Here is a 24,869-nt window from a genome sequence, read left to right as displayed (position 1 = left end):
CCGGCTCAGACCTCGGCCAGCACTGCTCGGTCCTGCGCGGCGCTGGAGCGCGACGCCGACGCATCGACCCGCGCCGCTACCGTCTCCTGCAGCAGCGGCGACGGCAGCGTGCAGGCCGGATGCATGCGCAGGAAGCCATAGATCGTACCTGCCAGACCGATCATCAGGCCCGGAGTAAAGGCCGCGCGGGTCAGCCCGCCGACCATGCCCCGGTGCTCCTCAATCGAAGAAACGATCTCGATGGCGGCCTCGTCCTGCGGATAGGGACACCCCTCCGGATCCAACGCAGCCGCCAGCACCAGCAACTCCCGGGTGGACACATCGCCATGGCACAGGGTGTGGCTGAACCCCCATTTGCCGCGCGCGTCGGCCACAGCCCGCCGCATGTCACGCAACTGCGCGGGATCGCCGGTGCGGGCGTACAGATCCGCCGCCGCCAGACCGATGCCAACACTGCCATGGCACCAGGTCGGGAAATTCTTCTGCCCGTCCTCCAGGTGGATATCGCGCCAGCGCCCGGTATGCGACTCGAACAGCGCCGCCTGGAACGCAAAGGCTCCTTCGGCCAGCTGCCGCCAGGCGGCCCGCTCAGGCACGCTGCCGGCATCCGAACGCGCCAGCCGTGCCAGCGCCCAGCCCATGCCCATCGCGCCGTGGCCAAAGCCACCGATCGGCTCGCGGAACTGTGGCGTCGGCCAGCGTGCGCCGTCGGCATCGACGATCGCTGCTTCCTGCATGCGGCGCCCGGCTGCAGCCGCCAACTCCAGCCAGCGCGATCTGCCGGTGGCCTCGGCCAGCGCCAGCAACGGCAGGATCATGCCGGACACGCCATCAATCAGTTCGAATTTCACCGGCCCCTGGAAACCACGACGTTCCACTCCTTCCGCACAGCGCTCGGCCAGCGCGAGCAGTGCGGGGCGCTGCAGCAGATCATGCAATGCCAGCAGGGTCCAGATCTGCGAGCCCGAGCCGACGAAACCACCATCGATCCCGGCGGGATGGCGCTCGCACATGGTCTGGAACACCGCAATGGCGCCTTCGATGGCCGGATCCAACCCAGCCACCGGATCGGCACGTCCCTGCTCCACTTCCCGGCGGTAGGCCGCCAGCGCGAACGCAATGCCTCCCAGCCCGAAATACAGGTCGGGCTGCACCGGCTGGACGGTCCATCCTGTGCGGGTCACCTCGGGCGTGATCCAGGTCATCGAACCGTCTTCACCGTGCACGGCAAGCCGCAGAAGATTCTTCACCGCGTGTGCCGCAAGCGTTCGTCGGCGCAGGTCCAGATCGTCCGCGCGAGGCTGCTGCGCGGCGTAGCTATAGCCGGCCCGAGCCTCGGCGCGGGCCAGCGCGTGCTGGTTCAGGTCGGTGGCCACCAACGTGCTGCGGATGGTCACGTCTTCGAGGTCGATGCGCATCGCACGCCAGTTGTCGGCGATGGAGCGGATGCGGGTCGCGTCAAGCTGTGAAGTGAAGATCGGAATGTCACCGTGGCGCAGGTCGTCCACTTCTCCACGTACGGTTTCCAGGTCCGATGGCGCAGCCGGTGACACCGCTGCATTGCGCACCAGCAGATCGATCGCGCGTTCAACCGCCTGGGCTTCCTTGTGCAGCGATGCCGGATGCCAGAGCATCCGCCCGAGCTCGGCGTAGGCCATGGTCGGCCGCCGCACATCGCGCACCTGGCAGCCTTCGAAACCGGCCAGCAACGGCATCAGTTCGCCCCTGGCATCCAGCGCACGCAGGCGCCCGCTGGCATCGACGAAACCCTCGCTGATGTGATCCCAGTACAACGACACATCGGGCTGCGGGCTCGGATGGTTCTGTGCGATGGCGACCTCTGCCTCGACCAGGCCCAGCCGCGCCGGCGCCGTCCCGTCTTCGATGATCACCGGCACCTGCACACGCGGCTGCTCGCCCGGCAGTGCGCCGGCGGCGGACAGGTCCACGCCTTCCATGCCGAGGCCGGTGGTGCGGAACGGCACGATACCGGTGCGCAGCACCGAATTGCGCATCAGCTTGACTGCCGTGTCATAGGCATCGCCCAGACCGGATGGTTCGACGTCGATGACCTGCGAGAACACGCTTTCGGCGTCGACCACCACCGGCACCGGCCCGACCGCGATCAGGTTCTCCAGATGGATGTCGGTCCCGCCCACCAGGCGCAGGATGGCCAGCCAGTGACCGAGACCGCGGTAGTAGGCGCGCAGCTCTTCGTCACCGGAACAATAACGGTGCTCGGCAAATGCAGCCCAGCCGTGGCTGCCACGATCCACCACGCGCGGCACGCGTACCCGGCCAGGGCCCTCGCCGAAGACGGCTTCAAGCAGGCCATCAAGCGTGGCATCGATGCGCAGCGAGCGCGGCTTGTACATCAGCGTACCGCCGTCGAACTGCAACCGCGCCACGGTCCGGCCGCCACCGTGCAGGTCACCGCGCCCCAGCGACACCGCACGCAGCGATCCTGCCGGACTGCCGAGCAGGTCCGTCAGCAGCGCACGATCACGGCCGATGCGCGCGGCCAGCTCCACCACAGCCGCACATTGTCCTTCGAGCATGCGCGACAGTCGCGGCAGCAGCACCGGGTAGCGTCGCTGCAGATGCTCATGGAAGCCCTCGCCGGTGGCGAGGGCCACGAATTCGTCCAGCGCACCGGCGCCCTCAAGCGGGCCGATGTCACCACCGCGCGCGGCCGCATGCAGTTCCAGCAGCAGTACGCGGTTGAGCTTGAGCTGGGCATGTTCACGAAGCGCCGCATCGCCCTGCTCATGCAGGAGTGCGCGCTCGTCTGGCCGCAGATCGATGGCGGGGTCATGCAGGCCAGCCGCCAACACTGTGCGCGCGTCGACAAGAAAATGTTCGGTGATGCGCGCAAACGCGGCCGCAGCCGGAGAAGCGGTCATTACGCCCCCTGCAAAGTGTCCAGAGTCTGTTCCAGTCGCCGGCACGCAGCGCAAGCCGCTGCGTGCCGGCTCGGGCTACATCAACAGCACAGGCAGTGATTGACCACCGACATCGTGGTGGTGCACTCGGTACCGCCACCGGTGATCAGGGTGTCGGAGGCCGACGTGAGCGCGGACTCGGTGGCCCCAGCGCCATAGATGAACAGCGAACCCGCAGGGTTGGCACACCCATCCACATCGTCCGAGCCATTGAGCCAGCCGGACACAACATCGTCGTTCAGATCCATTCGCAATCTCCTGTCATTCACAACATGAGGCGTTGAGGACATGGATCGATTCCACGTCCCTTCGGATACGGCCAGTCCCTGGCATCAACATCATGCTGCGAGCGATACTGGATGACAGGTACAGCCGCCCGTGCACACTGCATCCGCGTGCGAAGTGCGTCAAGCTGCGCTGCGGCAGGGCGCACGAATACGCTGCACGTGCGGTACGGAAGTGACGTGGAATGAGTGGCCGCGCCGCCATTCCTGCGCGACCGGATCGAAGGCAACCCCAGAGGCATCGGATGGCCGGCCGGCGCCGGCACATCCGCAGGCCGGGTCAGCCCTTCAGCTGCGCCAGGATCTCGCGGGTCATCGGATCGGCAATCGCCACATCCTCACCCTGCAGCGCCGGCAACAGGCCACTGGCCAACTGCTTGCCAAGCTCGACACCGAACTGGTCGAAGGCATTGATGTTCCAGATCACCGACTGCACGTACACGGCGTGTTCGTACATGGCGATCAGCGCACCCAGCGCCTGCGGGGTCAGCGCGTCGAGCAGGATCAGCGTGCTCGGGCGACCGCCCGGGTAATCACGGTGCGGATCATCGCTGCTCTGGCCATTGGCCAGTGCCTCGGTCTGTGCGAGCAGGTTGGCCAGCAGGGCCTGGTGATTGATCGTGTAGGGATCATCGTTGTGCACGCAGCCGATGAAATCTGCCGGAACGATGCTGGTGCCCTGATGCAGTGCCTGGAAGAAGCTGTGCTGCACATCGGTGCCCGCGCCGCCCCACCACACCGGCACGGTGTCGGTGGTGACCGGCTGGCCGTCACGCTGCACGCGCTTGCCCAGGCTTTCCATCACCAGCTGCTGCAGGTAGGCCGGCAGCAGCGCCAGGCGCTGGTCGTAAGTCATTACCGCATGCGTGGCATGGCCCAGCACGTTGCGGTTCCAGATGTCGGTCAGGCCGTGCAGCACCGGCAGGTTGCGCTCCAGCGGTGCATCCAGCGCGTGCGCATCCATCTGCGCGGCGCCGTCCAGCAGCTGCTCGAAGCGCTCGAAGCCGATCGCAAGCGCGATCGGGAAACCAACGGCCGACCACAGCGAATAACGGCCACCGACCCAGTCCCACATCGGCAGTACGCGATCGGCAGCGATCGCGAAGGCCTTGGCGGCACGTTCCGGATTGGCACTGACCGCGTACAGGCGCTCGCTGCCACCCAGCCAGTCGTGCAGGATCTGGCCGTTGAGCAGGGTTTCCTGGGTACCGAAGGTCTTGGAGATGAGGATGCCGGCGGTCTTCGCCGGATCCAGCGTGGCCAGTGTGCGCTGCATGGCGGCGCCGTCCACGTTCGATACGAAATGCACGCGCAGGCGCGCGCCGGTGACCGGGCGCAACGCATCGGCGACCAGGCGCGGACCGAGATCGGAACCACCGATGCCGACGCTGACCACGTCAGTGACGCCGCTGTCTTCCAGCGCACGCACCAGCACGCCCATGCGCTGGCGGATGTCGCGCGCGGTGGCATAGGCCTCGGCCGCCACCGGCGCATCGACCACGTCGCCGCGCAGCGCGGTATGCAGCGCGGCGCGACCTTCGGTCAGGTTGACCTGCTCGCCACGGAACAAGCGGGTGATGGCACCACCGACATCACGGTCGGCGGCCAACGTGAGCAGGGCCTGCAACGCCGCGGCATCGTATTTCTGCCGCGCGAAGTTGACGTACAACGGACCGACCCGCAGCGCCAGGTCCTGCACGCGGCCGGGTTCGGCGGCGAGCAGGCTGGGAATGCTTGCGCCCTTCAGGCGCTGGGCGTGGGAATGCAGCGAGTCGAATCCGTTGTTCGTTGTCATGCGGCCTGGGTCGGGATCGTGTCGTTGGTGTGGGAGATCTGGTTCTTGCCATCAACGTACACCAGCTTCGGCTTGAAGCTGTCAGCTTCCTGCTCGGTCATGCTGGCGAACGCGGCGATGATGATGATGTCACCGACCTGCACGTGGCGCGCAGCACCACCGTTGAGCGAGACAACGCCGCTGCCGGCTTCGGCGCGGATGGCGTAGGTCGAGAAGCGCGCACCGTTGGTCACGTCCCAGATGTGCACCTGCTCGAACTCGCGGATGCCGGTGGCAGCCAGCAGGTTGTCATCGATGGCGATCGAGCCTTCGTAGTTCAGCTCGGAATGGGTGACGGTGGCGCGGTGGATCTTGGTCTTGAGCAGGGACAGGTGCATGGGGGCGCTGCAACGGCAAAGGAAAGAGCGGATTCTAGCACCCGCTTGGCCATCGTCAGGGGGCCGCAGCAGGACGCTGAAGGCTGTTCAGGCGCCCTCCCCCGGCGGCGGCGGCGCGGCATGCCCGGAACGGCCCTCCAGAGACAGCCGGAACACCGTATGGAAGGCCAGCCCGGCGACCAGGCCGAAGCCACCTGCGGCCAGCACCTGCAAGGCATAGCTGATCACGTCGAAGGTGTCGACATAGCGCAGGCGCTGCAGCAGCGGACCATTGTCCGCGCCCGGCCAGGTGCAGGTGGCCATGGCCAGCGCGCCCAGTCCGAAACCGACCAGCACGAATCCAGTCCGGCGCAGCCGCTGTTGAGACTGCAGGATCAGCGCCATCGGCAGCAACACCGCGATCGCATTGCACACGGCCAACACGAACATCAGCCCACCGCCGGTGAGCGCAGGCATCGGCGTGCGCCTGAATTCAAGCGCGAACAACAGGCCGCCAAACAACTGGGCCGGCAGCATGCCGGCGGCCAGCACCGCCAGGATCGAGGCCTGGGCAAGACGGCCGGTATCAGTGCTGGGGGTCTTCATTTCCGGTCTCCCGTCCGTGGGAAGTCGAGAGGCGCCCGTTGCGGGCGCCCCGGAGCCGCATGCGGCTCAGAACTCCAGGTTGTCGATCAAGCGCGTGCTGCCCAGGCGTGCGGCGATCAGCGCCACGCGGCCACCGCCGTCGAAGGTCGGCTCGGCCAGTTCCGGCGTGCGCAACACGGCGTAGTCGACCTGGAAACCATCCGCCTGCAGCGCGGCCGTTGCGTCGGCCTCGATCTGCGGCGCGACTGGCCAGCCACGTAACCCTCGCGCATGCCCAGCAGGGTGCGGTGGATGCTGGTCGCGACCGGGCGCTGTTCGGCGCTCAGGTACTGGTTGCGCGAACTCTTGGCCAGGCCATCCTCGTCGCGCACGATGTCCGCACCGACGATCTGGATCGGGAACGACAGCTCGGCCACCATCTGGCGGATGACCGCCAGCTGCTGGTAATCCTTGCGGCCGAACACGGCCACATCCGGCTGCACCTGCAGGAACAGGCGCGCCACCACCGTGCACACGCCATCGAAGTGCCCCGGACGGCTGGCGCCTTCCAGCACTTCACTCACGCCCGGCGCGTGCATGCGCGTGGTCTTGTCCACCCCCAGCGGGTACATCACCTCGACGCTGGGCAGCCACACCGCATCGCAGCCGGCCTGCTCCAGCCCGGCCACATCGGCCTCGGGCGTGCGCGGGTAGCGGCTGAAATCCTCGTTCGGCCCGAACTGGGTCGGGTTGACGAAGATGCTCGCCACCACCTTGTCGGCGTACTGACGGGCCAGGGTCACCAGCGAATGGTGACCTCCATGCAGGTTGCCCATGGTCGGCACCAGCGCCACCCGCAGGCCCTCGCGCTTCCACTGGGCGATCTGCCCGCGCAGTGCGCCGAGCTCGTTGAAGGTCTGGATCATTGGGCGTAGGCGTGCTGTTCGTCGGGGAAGCTGCCGTCGCGCACGGCGTCGGCATAGGCGCGGGTGGCACCGGCCACCGAACCGCCTTCTGCAAGGAAATCCTTGACGAACTTGGGACGGCGATGACCACTGTCCAGGCCGAGGAAATCATGCAGCACCAGCACCTGGCCATCGCACTGCGGGCCTGCGCCAATGCCGATGGTCGGCACATCCACCGCAGCGGTCACTTCGGCGGCGACCGGAGTCGGCACGCATTCGAGCACCATGATGCTGGCGCCGGCAGCGGCCACAGCCTTGGCATCTTCCACCAGCTGGCGCGCGGCATCGCCACGACCCTGGATCTTGAAGCCGCCCAGTCGCAGCACCGACTGCGGGGTCAGGCCCAGATGCGCGCAGACCGGAATCTCGCGCTCCACCAGGTAGCGGATGATGTCGACCTTGAAGCCGGCACCTTCGATCTTGACCATCTCGGCGCCGGCCTGCAGCAGCTGCAACGAGGCATCCAGCGCTCCGGGGTGGCATCGGCGCCAAACGGCAGGTCGGCCACCAGCAACGCACGCTGCAGCACGCGGGCCACGGCGCGGGTGTGGTAGACCATGTCGGCCACGGTCACCGGCAAGGTCGAATCATGGCCCTGCACGACCATGCCCAGCGAATCGCCGATCAGGATCAGGTCGACGCCGTTGGCATCGAAAGTGCGGGCGAAGCCGGCGTCGTAGGCGGTCAACATGACCAGCTTCTGGCCATTGCGCTTGGCCTCGGCCAGGGCGGGAACGGTCCAGGGCTTGCTGTCTGCGTGGGTGCTCATGTGCTGATAACCGGGGGAGATAACCCGGGCATTATCACCCTATCGGCGCAATCCCGCAGGCATCCACCCGCATCACTGCATCCCGCACGCGGCCATGGCCGGGAATGGCCAGATCCGGCGCGATTTCGGCCAGCGGCACCAACACGAAGGCACGCTCGTGCAGGTAAGGATGCGGCACTTGCAGACCAGGCTGGTCGAGCACCTGCGCGCCATACAGCAGCAGGTCCAGGTCCAGCGCGCGCGGGCCCCAGTGCACCGCCGGATCGCGTACGCGACCAAAACGCTGCTCCAGCGCCAGCATCGCCTGCAGCAGCGTATCGGCGGGCAGCGTGGTCTCGACCGCAGCCACCGCGTTGACGAACGGCGGCTGGTCTTCATTGCCCCAGGCCGGCGTGGCGTACAGCCTTGAGGCTTGGCGCAGGCGTGTAGCAGGCAGGCCGTCGAGCGCGGCAATCGCCGCGCCGACGGTGACGGCCGCGTCGCCAAGGTTGGCGCCGAGGCCGATCCAGGCAAGGGTCATCGTTTACTCGCCAGCCGCACCGGCCGGGGCACCCGGACGACGGCGGCGACGGCGGCGCTTGCGCGGTGCCCCGCTCTCGTCATCCCCCTCTTCGCTGTGCATCACGTCCAGCGACGATTCCAGCTCGCGACCGGACTGCGCCTGCGCCTCACGCCAGAACTCGACATCGGCGGCGTGCTCGGCCGAGGCCACCTGGCGCAGGCTGAGGAAGTCGAACGCAGCGCGGAAGCGCGGATGGGTCAGGGTACGGAACACGCGCTTGCGCTGGCGCGAGCTGAAGCGCGACTGCAGCAGCCAGATTTCCTGCATCGGCAGCGAGAAGCGGCGCGGCAGCGCGATGGTGCTCAGCTGCTGCACCGTGACGCGGTCGGCCGCACGGCGCTGCGCCTCTTCCGGTGCCACGCCCTGCTTGAGCAGGGTTGCCTGGGCGCGGCAGAACGCCGGCCACAGCAGCAGCGCAAACAGGAACGCGGGCGAGACTGGTTCATCGTTGGCCACGCGTGCATCGGTGTTGGCCAGGCCCTCCACCAGCATGCGGCGCAGCGCCGGTGCGGTTGGACTTCAGCGCCTTGGCGCTCTCCGGGAACAGCACGTCCAGCAGGCCGTAACGTTCGAGGCCTTCGAAGCTGGCCACGCCGTGCCCGGACAGGAACAGCTTGAGCACTTCTTCGAACAGGCGCGCCGGTGCGGCTTCGTTGAGCAGGCCCGCCAGGTGCGGGATCGGCGCGGCGGTGCCCTCCTCGATCTGGAAGCCGAGTTTGGCCGCCAGGCGCACCGCACGCAGCATGCGCACCGGATCTTCGCGATAACGCTGCTCGGGGTCGCCGATCAGCTTCATCAGGCGCGCCTGGACATCCTCGAAGCCGCCGGTGTAATCACGCACCGAGAAGTCCTCGATGGCGTAGTACAGGGCGTTGCAGGTGAAGTCGCGGCGGATGGCGTCGTCTTCGATGGTGCCGTACACGTTGTCGCGCACGAGCATGCCGTTTTCCATCTCGCGGTCGCCGCTGCCGTCATCGCTGTTGGCACGGAAGGTGGCGACTTCGATGATCTCGCGGCCGAACACGACGTGGGCGAGGCGGAACCGGCGACCGATCAGGCGGCAGTTGCGGAACAGCTGCTTGACCTGTTCGGGCGTGGCGTCGGTGGCCACGTCGAAATCCTTGGGTTGGCCATTGACCAGCAGATCGCGCACCGCGCCGCCGACAAGGTAGGCGCCGAAGCCGGCATCGCGCAGGCGATAAAGCACGCGCAGGGCGTTCGGGCTGATGTCCTTGCGGGAGATCGTGTGCTGGTCGCGCGGGATGACGCGCAGGCTGAACGGTGATGTAGCAGAGGAAATGATGTTGGCGCTTCCGGTTGAAGTTTCGGGATTGCCCAATGGCATCGAGGTGCATATACTAGCGCTCCTGCCTCGGCAGCGACACAGTTACGCTCCCTTCGTCTAGTGGTTAGGACGTGGCCCTCTCAAGGCTAAAACAGGGGTTCGAGTCCCCTAGGGAGCGCCAGTCGCCGCAGCAGGAACCGAAAAAGCCCGCCTTTGTGCGGGCTTTTCTGTTTTCCGGGGTTGTGATGGCGTCGGTCGACTTGGTCGCATTGGCGTCTCCCTGCAATCGGCTTGAGCCGGTGGGGTCACCCAGGGCAGGACACGCCGTGAACCCATCCATGGGGGCTCGATGGCGCCTTGCTCGCGTGCGCTGTCCTGCGCACACGGCAAGACCGGGGTTGGGCTCCTGCCCAACCCGTCGGGTGCATGCGCCCAACCCATGGCGCCAACGGTCCGGCCCTGGGTGACCCCACCGGCTCTGGACGGTTTCCCGCGACCCCCGGCAACAACCGACCAGCGCTTCACCGCGTCCGCACGCACCATGAAACTGTCAGGAGGGGGCAGGCCGCCCTCTCCAGGACCGTTGGCGCCATGGATGGCGCCATCGAGCACCATGGATGGGCTTTTGCGTGTCCTGGAGAGGGCGGCCTGCCCCCTCAAACTCGGGACAACCAGGCGCCAACAGGATGCAACCGAAGCCGGGTAGCGTCAGCCTTCCATCTGCTCCAGCTCCTTGCCCTTGGTCTCGCGTACGTAGCGGACCACGAAAACGATCGAGAGGATCGCGGCGACCGCGTAGATGCCATAGGCGCCGGCCAGGCCGATGCCGGCCAGCAGCATCGGGAAGGTCACGGTGATCGCGAAATTCGACGTCCACTGCGCCGCACCGGCAACGGCCAACGCCGGGCCGCGGATCTGGTTGGGGAACATCTCGCCCAGCATCACCCACATCACCGGGCCCCAGGACATGTTGAAGAACACCACATAGACGTTGGCCGCAACCAGCGCCAGCCGGCCCATGCCATCGGACAGCTGCAGGCGACCATCGACCAGGCTGCCGCTGGCAAATGCCACCACCATCAGCACCAGCGCCACCGACATGCCAACCGAGCCGATCCACAGCAGCGGCTTGCGCCCGATGCGGTCGATCAACAGCACCGTCAGCAGGCAGGCGCCGATGCTCAGCGCGCCGGACAGCACGTTGATCAGCAGCGCGTCGCTTTCCGAGAAGCCCACCGCCTGCCACAGCACCGCGCCGTAATAGAACACCACGTTGATGCCGACCAGCTGCTGGAACATGGCCAGGCCAATGCCTACCCAGAGGATCGGGCGCAGCTTGCCGGTGACCGTATCGCGCAGGTCGCTGAAGCGCGGCTTGTGCTGATCCTGGGCCAGGCTGGCTTCGATCTCGGCCTGCTTGGTCGCCGCGGCCGCCTCGCCGTACAGCCGCGACAGTACCGCCCTCGCCTGCTGCTGACGCCCCTTCAGGACCAGAAAGCGCGGGCTTTCCGGGATCACCAGCAACAACAGCAGGAACAGCCCCGACGGCAGTGCCTGCATCCAGAACATCCAGCGCCAGGCCTCCTGGCCCAGCCATAGCGGCTCGGTGGACGCACCGGCGGCACGTGCCAGCAGGTAGTTGCTGAGGAAGGCAGCGAACAGGCCACAGATGATGGCCATCTGCTGCACCGTGGCCAGCCGTCCCCGATAGCGTGACGAGGCGACTTCGGCAATGTAGGCCGGCGACATCACGCTGGCCGCACCCACCGCAAAGCCACCCAGCACGCGCGCGACGATGAACAACCAGGAGGCATGGGCGGCGCCGGCACCCAGCGCCGACACCAGGAACAGCAGTGCCGACACGATCAGCACGCCACGGCGGCCCAGCCGGTCACCCAGCCAACCGGCCAGGAACGCGCCGATCGCACAGCCCAGCAGCATCGAGGCGACTTCGAAACCGAGCGCCGCTTCGCTGGAATTGAAGGCCTGGCGCAGGCCGTCGACCGTACCGTTGATGACACCACTATCGAAACCGAACAGGAATCCACCGAGGGTGGCCACACAGCTGATGAGGACGATGAACGCAGTGTTCTCGCCGCCCTGGGAGGCGGTGCCGGGCTGGGCTTGGGTCATGGACGATCCTGCTGGGAAGGGAAAGCGGCCACCTGCGGCGACCGGGCGCCCGCAGCGTCGCACAGGCCCCGCCCTGTCGCCAACGGGGGCGCAGCCGAGCCTGCCAGACGCCCGTTTTCCGCCCCGCGCCGACACCGGGGCCCAACCTGTTCTAGAATTGGCGGGTTCAGGAATCGATCCACCCCCAGCCCATGCCCTTTGTCGTCACCGAAAACTGCATCAAGTGCAAACACACCGATTGCGTGGAAGTATGCCCCGTGGATTGCTTCCACGAAGGCCCGAACTTCCTGGTGATCGACCCGGATGAGTGCATCGACTGCACCCTCTGCGAACCGGAATGCCCGGTCAACGCGATCTTCCCGGAAGACGATGTTCCTGCCGGCCAGGAAAGCTTCGTCGCCCTCAACGCCGAGCTGGCGAAGGAGTGGCCGGTGCTGACCGTGCGCAAGGACCCGCCCGCCGACGCCGGCGAATGGGACGGCAAGCCGGACAAGCTGAAGCTGCTGGAGCGCTGAGAAGCGCCCCTTGCGGCAACGAAAAGGGCGCCTATGGCGCCCTTTTTCGTTGCTCGTCGGCAGATAGCATCCGCGCGATCCGATAGGTGCCAACCGCAAGATCCGGTAGCTGCCAACCGCAGGATCCGGTAGGTGCCAACCTTGGTTGGCACAGAAGCGCCGACCAAGGTCGGCCTCTACCCGGGCACGTGCGGACCTGGGCCCGCACCCACCCGACCGGCCCTTACTGGGCCAGCTTTGCCTTGAGCGCGGCGATCAGCTTCACCGGCGCTTCTGCAGTGGCCGGCAGGCCACGCGGGTCGACCGCGGAGATGTAGGCGCCGGCATCGACGGCGACCACGCGGACGAGGAAGTTGCTCCCTTCGTAGGCCACGTCATACGAGCCCAGCAGCTGCGCGCGGCTGGCGATGGTCACGCCTTCCACGCCTTCCAGCGCGGTGCCGACCTTGGCGAAAGCCTCGTCCTTGCCACCGGCGATGGTGAAACCGGTGTTGCCCACGGCCGGGGCCGCAGCCACCGGGGCCGCCGGCTTGGTCGCCGATGCCAGCGTCGGCACCTTGTTGTCACCGGTGGTGGTCGGCAGGTTCAGGTCCGGCGGCACTTCCAGCGGACGCATTTCCGGGGCCAGGGCGTAGTCGCCCTTGACGCCACGCTTGAAGCAGCCGGTGGTGCCGGCGGCAACGGCCACCGCAAGCAGGGCGTAGGACAGAACGCGGACGGTGGATACGGATTGACGCATGTGAATCTCCTGGGTCAGACCAAGACGGAAGGTCAGTGGCTGGAAAGGGCTTCGAGGGCGGCGATGTCGCCGGCAAGATGATCGGCCGCCGGATGGTGCGCCACCGACAGCGGCAGCAGCGGCAGGCGCAGGTCGTGACCGATGCCGATACGGCGCAGCAGCGCCTTGACCGGAATCGGGTTCGGCTCAACGCCGCAGAAATCATGGAACGGCTGCAGGCGCGCATCCCAGGACCCGGTGGCTTCGTGGTCGTGGGCGGCAGCCAGCTCGCACATCCGGCGGTAGGCGCCGGGCAGCACGTTGGAGCCGACCGAGATCAGGCCATCGATACCGGCCTGGATCGAGCGCGCGGCCGTACCGTCGTCGCCACTGAACACGGCAAACTGCGGGCTGCGCAGGGCGAGCAGCGCCTGCACCCGGCCGGTGTCACCCACCGCCTCCTTGATGCCGACGATGTTGGGATGGCTGGCCAGTTCGGCCACGGTCTCCGGCTGCATGTCGCACCCGGTACGGCCGGGCACGTTGTACAACACGACCGGTAGCCCGCCCTGGTCGGCAACCGCGCGGTAGTGGGCGATCAGGCCAGCCTGGGTCGGCCGCACGTACGGCGGGGTGACCACCAGCGCGTGGCTGGCGCCAAGCGCGGCGGCACGGCGGGTCTGTTCGATGGTCTTGGCGGTGCCCGACAGGCCGGTACCGGCCATGACCGGGATGCGGCCGCCGATGCGTTCGACCGCGCTGGCCAGCAGCAGGTCGTACTCGGCATCGGTGAGGGTCGCTGCTTCACCGGTCGAGCCGGCTACGACAACGCCATGGACGCCACCTTCCAGTTGCAGGTGCAGCAGGCGCTGCCAACCGTCGGGATCGAGGGCGCCGTCGGCCCGGAACGGGGTCGCCAGCGCGGTGATGAGGCCGGAAAGGGACAATGACGTGCTGCTCTTGGCTGGAAAGGGAAAACGCCCGCCACGAAAGGCCGGGGGCGACCTGAATGTTACTTGCGGCGCGAAAGCACGGGCAAGTATGCTGGACACCGGTGGATCCCCGCCTCTGGCGGGCATTCAGACTAACGCATGCATTACCCGGAATCGCCTTGACCGACACCACCCCGCGCCCCGCGCCGAGCGAAAACCACCTCCTGATCAACGCCTACACGACGCATCCGGAGTCCCCCCTGCTGTCCGTCACCCGCCGCATTGCCGACAGCGGCTGCAATCTGGTGGACGCACGCCTGGCCACGGTCGGCCGCGATGTCTCGGTCACCGCCCTGGCCACCGGCTCCTGGGACTCGGTGGCCAAGCTGGAAGCGATGCTGACCCGGCTGGAGCGCGAAGAGGGCCTGAAGCTGGTCTGGTACCGCACTGCCGCCAAGCAGGCGCAGTCCAACCTGCTGCCGTACATCGTCGAAGTGATCGCCGCCGACAAGCCGGGCATCCTGTTCCAGCTGGCCGATTTCTTCGACCGCCAGGGCATCACCATCGAGAACCTGCAGAGCACGCGCTACCGCGCCATGCAGACCGGTGCGGAGATGTTCAGCGCGCAGGTCACCATCGGCGTGCCGGCCAACATGCACATCGCCGCGCTGCGCGACGATTTCCTTGAATTCTGCGACCACCTGAACCTGGACGCGATCATGGACCCGATGAAATTCTGATTCTTCGCGCGCCTCTCACGGGCGCGTGGCGTTTCATGCAATTGTCGTAGAAAGAACCCAGGCTCGACAGAAGGACCTCATGAACAACGGCGATACCCTGGACAGCACCACCCTCTCCCTACCGCTGGCGCTGTCCGGTGGCGAACAGGCCACTCTCGGCGACTACGCCGGCCACTGGCTGGTGCTGTACTTCTATCCCAAGGACAGCACCCCCGGCTGCACCACCGAAGGCATCGACTTCAACGCACTGCTGCCGAAATTCAAGAAGGCAGGCGCGGAGGTACTCGGTGTCTCGCGCGACTCGGTGAAGTCGCACGACAACTTCTGTGCCAAGCAGGGCTTCAACTTCCCGTTGGTCAGCGATGGCGACGAAGCGCTGTGCAGCGCCTTCGACGTGATCAAGATGAAGAACATGTACGGCAAGCAGGTACGTGGCATCGAACGCAGCACCTTCCTGATTTCCCCCGACAGCCGCATCGTGCAGTCCTGGCGCAAGGTCAAGGTTGCCGGCCATGCCGATGCCGTTCTCGCCGAACTGAAGGCCTCCCAGTCCAAGTGAGTCCCACTGCCTACTGTGTCTGCCATCACCCTGCCCCGCAGCAGGCCGTGGTGGTTTTTCCCTGTCCGTAACCAGGAATCGACGATGACCCGAGGCAAGCGCATCTACGTGCTGGATACCAACGTGCTGATGCACGATCCGACCGCGCTGTTCAAATTCGAGGAGCACGACGTCTACCTGCCCATGCAGGTGATCGAGGAGCTGGACAACGGCAAGAAGGGCACCTCCGAAGCGAGCCGCAACGCCCGCCAGGTGAGCCGCTTCCTCAACGAGCTGGTGCAGGAATCCGGCCTGGACAACCTGGCCGACGGCATTCCACTGCAGCGTCCCAATGGCCTGCAGCTGCGCGGCAAGCAGAGCGCCGGCAAGCTGCGCTTCCAGACCAGCCATTTCGACGCCGGCAAGAGCTTCGGCAAGGTCATCCCGGACAACGCCATCCTCGGCGCGATCCTGGCACTGAAGGAAGAAACCCCGGACCTGCCGGTGGTGTTCGTCTCCAAGGACATCAACCTGCGGATCAAGGCCGCGATCGCCGGCATCGTGTCCGAGGACTACGAGAACGACCGCGCGCTGGACGATTTCAGCCTGCTCTACACCGGCGCCACCGAGCTGCCGGAAGACTTCTGGAAGCGCCACGGGGATGACCTGCGCAGCTGGAGCGACAAGGGCCGCACGCATTACGAAATCCTGGCGCAGGATGGCGAGGAGTGGTACCCGAACCAGTACGTCTACCTGCCTGGCGAAGATGAAGTCGAGCTGCGCGTCAGCCGCGTGGTCGGCGACGGCAAGGTGGTGCTGTCACTGGTCGATGATTTCCGCCACGGCAGCCACGCCGTGTGGGGCATCAGCGCACGCAACCGCGAGCAGAACTTCGCGCTCAACGCACTGATGGATCCGGAGATCGACTTCGTCACGCTGCTGGGTACCGCCGGCACCGGCAAGACCCTGCTGGCGCTGGCCGCCGGCCTGGCGCAGACGATGGACCAGCAGCGCTACCGCGAGATCATCATGACCCGCGCCACGGTCAGCGTCGGCGAGGACATCGGCTTCCTGCCCGGCACCGAGGAAGAGAAGATGACGCCGTGGATGGGTGCACTGACCGACAACCTGGAAGTGCTCACGCACAACCAGGAAGGCGGCACCTGGGGACGCCAGGCGACCAACGACCTGCTCGCCAGCCGCATCAAGATCCGCTCGATGAACTTCATGCGCGGCCGCACCTTCCTGTCGCGCTACCTGATCCTGGACGAGGCGCAGAACCTCACCCCCAAGCAGATGAAGACGCTGATCACCCGCGCCGGCCCCGGTACCAAGATCGTCTGCCTGGGCAACGTCGAGCAGATCGACACCCCGTACCTGACCGAGACCACCTCGGGCCTGACCTACGCGGTGGATCGCTTCAAAAACTGGCCGCATAGTGCGCACATCACCCTGCGCCGAGGCGAACGCTCACGCCTGGCCGATTACGCTTCGGAGGTGTTGTGAACCGCTGCACCCGCCTGCTGCTGCCCACGGCTGCGATCGCCCTCGCAGCCGTCCTGGGTGCCTGCACCACCACGCGCGGCCCGGCCAGCGTGCCGACCGCCGAGCGTACCGGCCAATCCTGGGTGGTCACCCGCCCGATCATCGCCGCGCAGGTGCTCGATACCTGCTCGCGCCCCAGTCCCGGCCGCGAGGCCGAGCGGGTCAGTGGTTACTGGGCGCCCAGCCGGCAGCAGATCGACCAGCTGGAAGCGCAGCTGTCGTCGCTGGAATCACAGGTACCGAAGGTGCTGGACTTCGACCGCCAGTACGTCGGCATCGAAAGCGCCGGCAAGCGTCTGATCTACATCAACGCCTTCCATCTGCCCGACGACAGCGGCATCAACCCGGCACGGGAAGCGATCCGCGTCTGTGACGGCGGCACGCAGTTCTGGGGCGCGGTATTCGACCCGGCCAGTAACACCTTCAGCGAGCTGCAGTTCAACGGCGGCTTCGGCGGGCCCTGAGGGGCCCCGCCGATGGGAATACGCCTGCCCACCTGGGTCTGGATCGGCGCGGTCGCGCTCTCGTGCGTGGCCGGGATGGTCAACGTGGTCGGCTTCCTCGGTTTCGAGCACCAGGCGGTCAGCCACATGACCGGCAGCACCAGCCAGCTCGGCATGGCGCTGGCCCAGGGCGACTGGCGCGCAGTCGGCCATCTATGGGGACTGTTGATCGCGTTCTCGCTGGGCGCGATGCTCAGCGGCCTGCTGATCCAGGACAGCGCATTGCAGCTGGGCCGCCGCTACGGTGTCGCGCTGGCGCTGGAATCGGCACTGCTGCTGGTGGCCATTCCGCTGTTCGAACAGCATCAGATCTGGGGTGCACTGGCCGCCGCCATGGCCTGCGGCCTGCAGAACGCGATGGCCACCACCTTCAGTGGCGCGGTGGTGCGCACCACCCACCTCAGCGGCATGTTCACCGACCTCGGCATCGGCCTGGGCCACCTGCTGCGTGGACTGCCGCTGCAGGTTCGACGGCTGACCCTCAGCGGCCTGATCATCAGCGGCTTCCTCGGCGGCGGCATCATCGGCGCCTGGTTGTTCATGCGCTGGCAATACGACGCCCTGCTCGCCCCCGCCCTGCTGACCGGCCTGACCGGGCTGGGTTATGTGGTGTACCAGCAGTGGGCGAGTTGGCGGCATTGAATCAAGGACATCCACGCATGGCGTGGATCTACCTTCCCCAGCTGGACCACGGCACAATCAACTGATGAGCCCGACCACTCCCGTTTCCGCCCTCACCATCGCCGGCTCCGACTCCGGCGGTGGCGCCGGTGTCCCTGCCGATCTCAAGGCCTTCGCCGCGCACCGCGTGCATGGCCTGGCCGTGTTCGCCGCGCTGACTGCACAGAACACCCGTGGCGTCACCGCCGTGCATGTGCCACCGATCGCATTCCTGCAGGCGCAGATCGAGGCCTGCTTCGATGACTTCGACATCCATGCCGTGAAACTCGGCATGCTGGCCAACGCCGAGGTGATCCATGCCGTCGCCGACGCACTGGAAAAGCATCACCCGCCGCACGTGGTGCTGGACCCGGTGATGGTCGCCACCAGCGGCGCGCCTGCTGGAGGAAAGTGCGCTCAAGGCCATGCGCGAACGCCTGCTGCCGTTGGCGACGCTGGTTACGCCCAATACCCCGGAAGCAGAACTCCTGATCGGCCGGAAGATCGGCAACGGCGATGACGCCGAACAGGCTGCCTCTGCCCTGCTCGAGCTCGGTGCCGGTGCGGTGCTGCTGAAAGGCGGCCACCTGCAGGAAGGCAACCGCGTGATCGATCGCTACTTCGACGGCGTCAGCAGCGAAGAATTCATCCACGCCCGCCTGCCGCTGGACGCACATGGCACAGGCTGCACGCTGGCCTCGGCCATCGCCGCGCAGCTGTGCAATGGCCTGAGCCTGGCCAATGCCTGCGAAGCCGGCATCGACTACGTTGCGCGCGGCCTGCAGCAGGGCTACGCGCCTGGTCGCAGCGAGGTGCTGGTACTCGATCACTTCGGCGCGGCACCGCACGCATGAGCCTGACGTCGAGCGTCCTCGCCGTGCAGTGCGACGACGGCCATCGCTACGAAGTGATCGCCTGCGTGCCTGCACAGCCCATCGCGCGCCTGCTGTGGCTGCCAGCGCTGGGCGTGGCCGCGCGTCACTACCTGCCACTGGCATTGGCGCTGGCGGCGAAGGGCGTGGCGGTCTACCTGCATGAGTGGCGCGGCAACGGCAGCAGCTCACTCCGCCCGTCGCGCACGCAGGACTGGGGCTATCGCGAGGTACTCGAACAGGATCTGCCGGCCAGCCAGGCCGTCCTGGCCGCAGCCGATGACGCCGCCGACGCCCTGCCCTGGATCATCGGTGGACACAGTCTGGGCGGGCAGCTGGCCTGCGTGCATGCCGGCCGCAACCCGCAGCACTTCAACCGGCTGTGGCTGGCCGCCAGCGGCTCACCGTTCTGGCGCGGCTTCCCACCACCGCGTGGCTGGCTGCTGCCACTGGTCTATCGTTTCCTGCCGTGGATCGCGCAACGCCAGGGCGTGCTGCATGGTCGGCGCCTCGGCTTCGGTGGCACCGAAGCGCGCGGGCTGATCGCCGACTGGGCGCGCGTTGGCCTGAACAACCACTACGCCGCGGCCGGCATGAACGAAGACCTCGATGCGCAGATGGCGCGCGTGCATGGCAGCGCACAGGCCGTATTGATGGAGCACGACTGGTTGGCACCGACCGGATCGATGCAGACGCTGCTGGCGAAGCTGCCGAATGTGGACGCGCAGCTGCGCGTGCTGTCCGCGCAGGAATTGGGCACGCGCGCCGATCATTTCGCGTGGCTGAGGGCGCCGGAGGCCGTAGCTGACAGCTTTTTCATTCAGTTGGATGAAAATTTTCACAAAACTGTTGACGGTACGCGCCGACATCCGCATAATTCCGCTCCTGTCGCAGGGCGCCCGTAGCTCAGTTGGATAGAGTACCTGGCTACGAACCAGGCGGTCGGGAGTTCGAATCTCTCCGGGCGCACCACTCGACAGGTTTTCAGCATCCGCCGCTGGAAATGCAGTAAAATTAAGCAGTAAGTTGATTGTGTACCGCGCGCCCGTAGCTCAGTTGGATAGAGTACCTGGCTACGAACCAGGCGGTCGGGAGTTCGAATCTCTCCGGGCGCACCATACACAGTCAGCACAACAAGTTTATGTAATTGGCGCCCGTAGCTCAGTTGGATAGAGTACCTGGCTACGAACCAGGCGGTCGGGAGTTCGAATCTCTCCGGGCGCACCATTACACCGAAACAGCAGGCCTCGGCCTGCTGTTTTTTTATGTGTGTTTTTCGGCAGGGCTGCGCCCTGCACCCCTGGTAGTGCCGGCCGCTGGCCGGCAACCTCAACAGCAAAAGCAAAAGCAAAAGCTGGCATTCCGTGGGTTGGCGGGGCGGTGTCGGAGTGCGGGGACGCCGCAAGTACGTCCCTGTAGGCTTGGCAGCCGCATCCATGCGGCTGACACCCCACACTCCGACACCGCCCCACCTTCGACAGGTTCACGCGGCTGTTGGTAGGTGTCGACCTTGGTCGACACATCTGTCAGATATCGAATGAATTCATCCAGGCATGGCGTGGATCTACCGTGTCGACCAAGGTCGACACCTACCAGAGCAGTACGCCGTTCCGACAGATCGCGGAAAACTGTCGAAGGCGGGGTGGGTCCGGTTGCGGGGGCGTGAGCCGCATGGGCCCGAGGCATGCCTCGGGCGGGTTGGGCAGGACGCCCAACCCCGGTCTTGCCGTGTGCGCAGGACTGCGCACACGAGCAAGCGGCGACCGAGCTTACATGGGTGAGGGCGCTTTGCTTGCGAAGCATTGCTTCGCAAGCGCCCGAACGCACAGCCGCCAGCGGCTGGGCCGGGCCCCGGAGGGGGACTTGCAGCGTCCCCCGCAACCGGACCCACCCCGCCTCCCCACAGGAAACCAGCTTCTGCTGTTGCTGTTGCTGTTGCTGTTGCTGTTGCTCCAGCTCGTAGCGGGTGCAGGGCGCAGCCCTGCCGTACCCCTATACCCCTGGCCATTGACTGCCACCACTGTGACAGCAGCTCCGGCCTGCGCAGGCGCTCTCGCCACCAGCGCAGTGCGGCACCATCCTCGCCGGTGCGCCAGGCCAGCCAGAAGGTCTCTTCCGGCTTGTGTTCCTCCACCTCGCGGATCACCAGCTGGCCACGCGCCACCGCCGCACGCGCGCAGGGCTCGGGCAGGAAACCGAAGCCCACGCCTTCGCACTGCAGCTTCAGCTTGCTGGCCATGTCCGGCACCGTCAGCATCTCCTGCCCCATCAACAGGCCGACCGTGCGCGGCAGCAGCCGTCGCGCCGAATCGGAGACCGCGATCGCGCAGTGCTCGACCAGCTGTTCGCGTCCGAGCACACCCGGCACGGCGGCCAACGGATGACCGGGGGCGACCGCGAACACGAACTCCACCGTACCCAGCGGCTCGACCACGTAACCGCCGCCGCTGGGACCCTCGCCCGGCGCACCAACCAGCACGTCGGCACGGCGGTCCAGCAAGGCCTCCCAGGTACCGGACAGGGCCTCGCCGATCAATCGCAGCCGGGTCGGTGCCTCGGCCTCACGAAATGCGGCGATGTCCGGGCCGAGCAGCCAGGTCGGGAACACCGAGTCCACCGCCAGGGTCAGTTCGGTCTCCCAGCCCGACGCAACCCGGCGCACCCGCAGTTCCAGCTCCCGGGCTGCGCGCAGCAGGTGGCGGCCTTCGTCCAGCAGCGCGCGGCCAGCCTCGGTCGGCTCGGCGCGCGGGCCGACCCGGTCGAACAGCTGTACGCCCAGGTCCTCCTCCAGCTTGGCCACGGTGTAGGAGATGGTCGAAGGCACTTTGTGCAGAGCCTTGCCGGCGCCGGCGAACGAGCCGCGGCGGTCGATGGCGTCCAGGATCTGCAGGGCATCGAGACTGAGTTTGAGCATTCGAATTTTTCGATGATGACTGTCAAAACTATCCGTTTTTCAAACCCCGGGCGCAAGCGGATACTTCTCTCCAACGGGGAAACATAGCGGCTATCGGCCCACCCCGCCCCATCGAAACCATCGAACAAGGAGATTCCATCATGCTGCAGATCCGCAAGAGCGCTACCCGTGGCCTGGCCGAGCATGGCTGGCTGTCCTCGCGCCATACCTTCTCCTTCGCCAACTACTACGACCCCCGCTACGTCAGCTTCGGCCCGCTGCGGGTGATCAACGAAGACAAGGTGATCGGCGGCCAGGGCTTCGGCACCCACAGCCACAGCAACATGGAGATCGTTTCCTATGTGCTGGGCGGCGCGCTGGAGCACAAGGACTCGATGGGCACCGGTTCGGTGCTGCGTTACGGCGACGTGCAGCGCATGAGTGCCGGCAGCGGTGTCAGCCACAGCGAGTTCAATCACTCCGCCGACGAGACCGTGCACTTCCTGCAGATCTGGATCTTCCCGGACGCAGAGAACATCACCCCGTCCTACGAGGAGACCCACTTCGCCCCGGAAACCAAGCGCGGCCAGCTGCGCCTGATCGCCTCGCCGGACGGTGCCGACGGTTCGCTGCGCATCCACCAGGATGCCCGCATCTTCGCCACCATCCTCGATGGCGGCCAGAAGCTGCACCACGCCCTCGGCAACGGTCGTGGCGCCTATGTGCAGGTGGCCCGAGGCCAGCTGCAGGTCAATGGCATCACCCTGGAAGCCGGTGATGCGCTGCAGGTCAGCGACGAAGCGCAGCTGACCCTGGAGAACGGCAACGACGCCGAAGTGCTGGTGTTCGACCTGCCGCTGTAACGACAACGCCCGCGATGCCGAAAAGCATCGCGGGCGTATTTGTAGAGCCGAGCCATGCTCGGCTGCGGTTTGACAGCCAGCCGAGCGCGGGCTCGGCTCTACAGCACCACCGGCGTCAGAACTTGTACGTCATCGCCAGGCGCACGTTGCGCGGCTCACCCCAGGTATAGGTGCTGTACCAGCTGAAGATCGTGTAGTACCGCTTGTCCAGCAGGTTGTTGACGTTGAGCGTGGCCGACAGGCGATCGTTGAATTCATAGCGCGCCATTGCATCGAGCAGCCAGTAGGGTTGGGTGCGATGCACCACCTTGGCCTGCGTGGCCGGGTTGGTGATCTCGCCGAAAGTGGAATCCTGCCAGCGCGCCACCGCCCAGCGTCAGCCCCTTCCAGTCGCCGCGCAGGCGGTAGCTGGTGTGCAGGCTGAACTGGTTTTCCGGCTCCAGTGTGGTCACCTTGGCACCGGCCTGGCGGGCGATCTTGTGCGAGAACCCACCCTGCACCTGCCAGCCCTCGGCCAGCTGGCCCGACATTTCCAGCTCGTAGCCCTTGGTACGCACGCCCATCAGGGCGCGATACGCATCCTGCCCGTCCGGCGTCTTGCCGCCGGTGGGCTGGGCGAAGTTGTCCTGGTCGAGCTGGAACAGCGCCGCACTGGCGTTGAAGCGCCCATCGAGGAACTCGGCCTTCAGGCCCATCTCGTAGCTGCGGCCTTCCAGCGGATCCAGTGCCTTGCCCTGCTCGTCGCGTTCGCTATGCGGTTTGAAGATGGTGCTGTAGCTGGCATACACCGAATAGTGCTCGCCAAGGTCGTAGACCACGCCGGCATACGGTACGAACACGCCGGTTTCGCGCGTGTCCGGCGAGCGGTAGCTGGCCAGGCGGCTGCCCACGATCACCTTCAGTGGATCGGCCACGTCGAAACGGCCGACCACATACAGGCCGTTCTCACGCGTCACTTCGTTGTTGCTGTAGCTGCGCTGCCACTCCGGCTCGGGAATGTCGCCATTCCAGGTTCTGTAGTCCGGCACGGTATCCGGGAACCCCGCCTGCGGGCCGTAGCCGGTATTGGTCCAGCGCTTGCGCGAGGCGCTGCCACCGACCACCAGCTCATGCTCCCGCCCGAACAGGCCGAAATGACCGCTCACATAGAAGTCGGCAGCATTGCTGACGGTCTTGCCAACGTACTTGCCGAGCCACAGGCTGACGCCCTCGCCGGTCAACGGATCGGGATTGCCGGCGGCGGCGCCGGCCAGTGCGGCGTCATAGCCGTTGACCTGGTGGTTGAGTTGCAGCTTGGCCACCCAATCGTTGGCGAACGTATGCTCGAGCGTGGCAAAACCGGTGCGCACATACTGGCGCCAGCCACTCCAGCGGGTGCCGTTGTTGAACGAACGCGGCATGTCATTGAAGTTGCCGGCACTGTCCAGCAGCGGGATGCCACCCCAGGTCGAGCCCTTCGGGTCGCTGTCCATCGCATCGCCCCCCACGGTCAGCAGGGTGCGCTCGCCCAGATCGGCTTCCAGCACCGCGTAGCCCACCTTGCTGGTGCGCTGGTAGAAGTCGAGATTGGAATGCTTGTCCTGCCAGGCGCCCACCGCACGACCGCGCACGCGTCCATCGGCGGTCAACGGGCCGCCAACATCGATCTCGGCACGATAGTCATCCCAGCGGCCGACACCCAGCGTGGCATTGCCGGCGAACTCCTTGCCCGGCTTCTTGCGCACCAGGTTGATGGTCGCGCCCGGATCGCCCATGCCGGTCAGCAGGCCGGTCGCGCCCTTGAGCACTTCGATGCGGTCATAGATCGCGGTATCGCTGAGCGTGTTGCCCGCCGAATAGGCCGAGTCACGCGACATCGGGATGCCGTCGTACTGGAAGTTCTGCACGGCAAATCCACGTGCGTAGTACTCGGTGCGCTCGCTGTCGTAGGTGACGATGCTGATGCCCGGGGTCACCCGCATCACGTCATCGATGCCGTTCAGGCCAAAGTCGTCCATCTGAGCGCGGGTAATGACGCTGATGGTCTGCGGGGTCTGCCGTGGCGTCAGCACCAGGCGGGTGGCGGTGGCGATGGTGCCCGGCGTGTACGCGCCGCTGCCCTCGGTGATGGTGCCGAGCAGGTTGGCGGTGACCTGCACGGTCTGCAGGGTCTGCGACGCCGGGGCCTCGGCGGCCTTGTCCGGCTCGGCGGCGGACTGCGCGGCTGCGATGCCGCTGCTGGCCAGTGCAGTGATCAGCAGGCCCTGGGCAAGCGCCTGCGGCAACGCACGGCGACGCGGCAAGGGGGACGGAATACGGGCATCAGGCACAGACAGCACGACGGGACCTCCACGATCGGGTGGGATCCTCTGGCGGCGGCTGGAGGGAAGACGGGGACGCGGCCGGATGGCCGCAGGCGCAGGAGTGTACTCCCC

17 protein-coding genes, 4 tRNA genes and 6 pseudogenes are annotated in these 24,869 nt (G+C 66.5%); 13 read left to right on the top strand and 14 right to left on the bottom strand.

All coding sequences use genetic code 11. The features are described 5' to 3' along the window. Positions 1 to 5 precede the first annotated feature (5 nt). From ACZK2V_RS08355 to pcnB, 9 genes and pseudogenes are all read right to left on the bottom strand, one after another. Positions 6 to 2,903 (bottom strand): type 2 lanthipeptide synthetase LanM family protein, encoded by a 2,898-nt coding sequence (locus ACZK2V_RS08355; protein WP_201118742.1) that lies wholly within the window; start codon positions 2,901 to 2,903, stop codon positions 6 to 8. Positions 2,904 to 2,983: 80 nt separating this feature from the next. After that, positions 2,984 to 3,190 (bottom strand): DUF6229 family protein, encoded by a 207-nt coding sequence (locus ACZK2V_RS08350; RefSeq protein ID WP_049400943.1) that lies wholly within the window; start codon positions 3,188 to 3,190, stop codon positions 2,984 to 2,986. A 316-nt stretch (positions 3,191 to 3,506) separates the two neighbouring features. Beyond that, the gene (gene pgi, locus ACZK2V_RS08345) at positions 3,507 to 5,021 is read right to left on the bottom strand and encodes a glucose-6-phosphate isomerase (protein WP_279912868.1); all 1,515 of its coding nucleotides are present in this window, start codon (positions 5,019 to 5,021) and stop codon (positions 3,507 to 3,509) included. Then, the gene (gene panD, locus ACZK2V_RS08340; RefSeq protein ID WP_032128853.1) at positions 5,018 to 5,398 is read right to left on the bottom strand and encodes an aspartate 1-decarboxylase; all 381 of its coding nucleotides are present in this window, start codon (positions 5,396 to 5,398) and stop codon (positions 5,018 to 5,020) included. The genes pgi and panD overlap by 4 nt, the downstream gene beginning before the upstream one ends. An 87-nt stretch (positions 5,399 to 5,485) precedes the next feature. Continuing rightward, positions 5,486 to 5,983, bottom strand: a complete 498-nt coding sequence (locus ACZK2V_RS08335; RefSeq protein WP_049400941.1) for a hypothetical protein — start codon at positions 5,981 to 5,983, stop codon at positions 5,486 to 5,488. A gap of 66 nt (positions 5,984 to 6,049) precedes the next feature. Then, positions 6,050 to 6,888, bottom strand: a pseudogene (gene panC / locus ACZK2V_RS08330) (pantoate--beta-alanine ligase). Then, positions 6,885 to 7,696: pseudogene (gene panB, locus ACZK2V_RS08325) on the bottom strand (3-methyl-2-oxobutanoate hydroxymethyltransferase). The pseudogenes panC and panB overlap by 4 nt, the downstream one beginning before the upstream one ends. Before the next feature lie 34 nt (positions 7,697 to 7,730). Next, positions 7,731 to 8,216, bottom strand: a complete 486-nt coding sequence (folK, locus tag ACZK2V_RS08320) for a 2-amino-4-hydroxy-6-hydroxymethyldihydropteridine diphosphokinase (protein WP_201118735.1) — start codon at positions 8,214 to 8,216, stop codon at positions 7,731 to 7,733. A 3-nt stretch (positions 8,217 to 8,219) separates the two neighbouring features. Beyond that, positions 8,220 to 9,597: pseudogene (pcnB, locus tag ACZK2V_RS08315) on the bottom strand (polynucleotide adenylyltransferase PcnB). Between the two features lie 52 nt (positions 9,598 to 9,649). On the opposite strand from pcnB, the gene ACZK2V_RS08310 reads away from it, so the two are divergent. Further along, positions 9,650 to 9,724, top strand: a tRNA-Glu gene (locus tag ACZK2V_RS08310). 527 nt (positions 9,725 to 10,251) lie between these two features. Here the strand turns inward: ACZK2V_RS08310 and ACZK2V_RS08305 are convergent. Beyond that, complete coding sequence (locus tag ACZK2V_RS08305) at positions 10,252 to 11,676, bottom strand: sugar porter family MFS transporter (protein ID WP_049423506.1); 1,425 nt, start codon at positions 11,674 to 11,676, stop codon at positions 10,252 to 10,254. Between the two features lie 191 nt (positions 11,677 to 11,867). Here ACZK2V_RS08305 and fdxA point away from each other — a divergent pair, with 191 nt between their 5' ends. Further along, a complete protein-coding gene (fdxA, locus tag ACZK2V_RS08300) occupies positions 11,868 to 12,191 on the top strand; it encodes a ferredoxin FdxA (RefSeq protein ID WP_004153066.1) in 324 nt (107 codons plus the stop codon). 223 nt (positions 12,192 to 12,414) lie between these two features. Here the strand turns inward: fdxA and ACZK2V_RS08295 are convergent, their stop codons facing one another. Then, positions 12,415 to 12,930, bottom strand: a complete 516-nt coding sequence (locus ACZK2V_RS08295; protein WP_049410369.1) for a hypothetical protein — start codon at positions 12,928 to 12,930, stop codon at positions 12,415 to 12,417. 32 nt (positions 12,931 to 12,962) lie between these two features. After that, positions 12,963 to 13,856, bottom strand: a complete 894-nt coding sequence (gene dapA, locus ACZK2V_RS08290) for a 4-hydroxy-tetrahydrodipicolinate synthase (protein ID WP_049423505.1) — start codon at positions 13,854 to 13,856, stop codon at positions 12,963 to 12,965. A gap of 164 nt (positions 13,857 to 14,020) precedes the next feature. Between dapA and ACZK2V_RS08285 the strand changes: the two genes are divergently transcribed. The 10 genes and pseudogenes from ACZK2V_RS08285 (at position 14,021) to ACZK2V_RS08240 (ending at position 19,926) form a co-directional block, all read left to right on the top strand. Continuing rightward, positions 14,021 to 14,581, top strand: a complete 561-nt coding sequence (locus ACZK2V_RS08285; protein ID WP_005409051.1) for a glycine cleavage system transcriptional repressor — start codon at positions 14,021 to 14,023, stop codon at positions 14,579 to 14,581. A gap of 79 nt (positions 14,582 to 14,660) precedes the next feature. Continuing rightward, positions 14,661 to 15,140 carry a peroxiredoxin gene (locus ACZK2V_RS08280; RefSeq protein ID WP_049423504.1) on the top strand — a complete coding sequence of 160 codons (480 nt, stop codon included), beginning with the start codon at positions 14,661 to 14,663 and terminating at the stop codon, positions 15,138 to 15,140. A gap of 84 nt (positions 15,141 to 15,224) precedes the next feature. Next, positions 15,225 to 16,625, top strand: coding sequence for a PhoH family protein (locus ACZK2V_RS08275; RefSeq protein ID WP_010484287.1), 1,401 nt, complete (start codon positions 15,225 to 15,227; stop codon positions 16,623 to 16,625). Further along, on the top strand, positions 16,622 to 17,128 hold the full coding sequence (locus tag ACZK2V_RS08270; RefSeq protein ID WP_486323107.1) for a hypothetical protein: 507 nt from the start codon (positions 16,622 to 16,624) through the stop codon (positions 17,126 to 17,128). Before ACZK2V_RS08275 ends, ACZK2V_RS08270 begins: the two co-directional genes overlap by 4 nt. Before the next feature lie 12 nt (positions 17,129 to 17,140). After that, positions 17,141 to 17,809: a YoaK family protein gene (locus ACZK2V_RS08265; protein ID WP_049423501.1), complete on the top strand. Its 669-nt coding sequence runs from the start codon at positions 17,141 to 17,143 to the stop codon at positions 17,807 to 17,809. A 64-nt stretch (positions 17,810 to 17,873) separates the two neighbouring features. Further along, positions 17,874 to 18,681, top strand: a pseudogene (thiD, locus tag ACZK2V_RS08260) (bifunctional hydroxymethylpyrimidine kinase/phosphomethylpyrimidine kinase). Then, positions 18,678 to 19,604, top strand: coding sequence for an alpha/beta hydrolase family protein (locus ACZK2V_RS08255; protein ID WP_329810790.1), 927 nt, complete (start codon positions 18,678 to 18,680; stop codon positions 19,602 to 19,604). Before thiD ends, ACZK2V_RS08255 begins: the two are co-directional and overlap by 4 nt. Continuing rightward, a tRNA-Arg gene (locus tag ACZK2V_RS08250) sits at positions 19,595 to 19,671 on the top strand. Before ACZK2V_RS08255 ends, ACZK2V_RS08250 begins: the two co-directional genes overlap by 10 nt. A gap of 69 nt (positions 19,672 to 19,740) precedes the next feature. Beyond that, positions 19,741 to 19,817, top strand: a tRNA-Arg gene (locus tag ACZK2V_RS08245). A 32-nt stretch (positions 19,818 to 19,849) separates the two neighbouring features. Continuing rightward, positions 19,850 to 19,926: transfer RNA gene (locus ACZK2V_RS08240), tRNA-Arg, on the top strand. Positions 19,927 to 20,695: 769 nt separating this feature from the next. Here the strand turns inward: ACZK2V_RS08240 and ACZK2V_RS08235 are convergent. Next, positions 20,696 to 21,613 (bottom strand): annotated as a pseudogene (locus ACZK2V_RS08235) (LysR family transcriptional regulator); the annotation flags it as partial. 140 nt (positions 21,614 to 21,753) lie between these two features. On the opposite strand from ACZK2V_RS08235, the gene ACZK2V_RS08230 reads away from it, so the two are divergent. Continuing rightward, positions 21,754 to 22,455, top strand: a complete 702-nt coding sequence (locus ACZK2V_RS08230; protein ID WP_012510689.1) for a pirin family protein — start codon at positions 21,754 to 21,756, stop codon at positions 22,453 to 22,455. A gap of 115 nt (positions 22,456 to 22,570) precedes the next feature. Here the strand turns inward: ACZK2V_RS08230 and ACZK2V_RS08225 are convergent. Next, positions 22,571 to 24,773: pseudogene (locus ACZK2V_RS08225) on the bottom strand (TonB-dependent siderophore receptor). Between the last annotated feature and the right edge of the window lie 96 nt (positions 24,774 to 24,869).

Source organism: Stenotrophomonas sp. 93052_Sma, assembly GCF_056481145.1.
The sequence above is the reverse complement of the archived record's forward strand: the minus strand, read 5'-3'. Positions and strand labels throughout refer to the sequence as shown.

Excerpts from the sequence above, each read along its gene's own strand:
- ACZK2V_RS08355 (WP_201118742.1), bottom strand. The coding sequence starts at position 2,903 with ATGACCGCTTCTCCGGCTGCGGCCGCGTTTGCGCGCATCACCGAACAT.
- ACZK2V_RS08335 (WP_049400941.1), bottom strand. The coding sequence starts at position 5,983 with ATGAAGACCCCCAGCACTGATACCGGCCGTCTTGCCCAGGCCTCGATC.
- panD (WP_032128853.1), bottom strand. The coding sequence starts at position 5,398 with ATGCACCTGTCCCTGCTCAAGACCAAGATCCACCGCGCCACCGTCACC.
- pgi (WP_279912868.1), bottom strand. The coding sequence starts at position 5,021 with ATGACAACGAACAACGGATTCGACTCGCTGCATTCCCACGCCCAGCGC.
- ACZK2V_RS08280 (WP_049423504.1), top strand. The coding sequence starts at position 14,661 with ATGAACAACGGCGATACCCTGGACAGCACCACCCTCTCCCTACCGCTG.
- ACZK2V_RS08305 (WP_049423506.1), bottom strand. The coding sequence starts at position 11,676 with ATGACCCAAGCCCAGCCCGGCACCGCCTCCCAGGGCGGCGAGAACACT.
- ACZK2V_RS08275 (WP_010484287.1), top strand. The coding sequence starts at position 15,225 with ATGACCCGAGGCAAGCGCATCTACGTGCTGGATACCAACGTGCTGATG.
- ACZK2V_RS08350 (WP_049400943.1), bottom strand. The coding sequence starts at position 3,190 with ATGGATCTGAACGACGATGTTGTGTCCGGCTGGCTCAATGGCTCGGAC.
- ACZK2V_RS08265 (WP_049423501.1), top strand. The coding sequence starts at position 17,141 with ATGGGAATACGCCTGCCCACCTGGGTCTGGATCGGCGCGGTCGCGCTC.
- fdxA (WP_004153066.1), top strand. The coding sequence starts at position 11,868 with ATGCCCTTTGTCGTCACCGAAAACTGCATCAAGTGCAAACACACCGAT.
- ACZK2V_RS08255 (WP_329810790.1), top strand. The coding sequence starts at position 18,678 with ATGAGCCTGACGTCGAGCGTCCTCGCCGTGCAGTGCGACGACGGCCAT.
- folK (WP_201118735.1), bottom strand. The coding sequence starts at position 8,216 with ATGACCCTTGCCTGGATCGGCCTCGGCGCCAACCTTGGCGACGCGGCC.
- ACZK2V_RS08295 (WP_049410369.1), bottom strand. The coding sequence starts at position 12,930 with ATGCGTCAATCCGTATCCACCGTCCGCGTTCTGTCCTACGCCCTGCTT.
- ACZK2V_RS08230 (WP_012510689.1), top strand. The coding sequence starts at position 21,754 with ATGCTGCAGATCCGCAAGAGCGCTACCCGTGGCCTGGCCGAGCATGGC.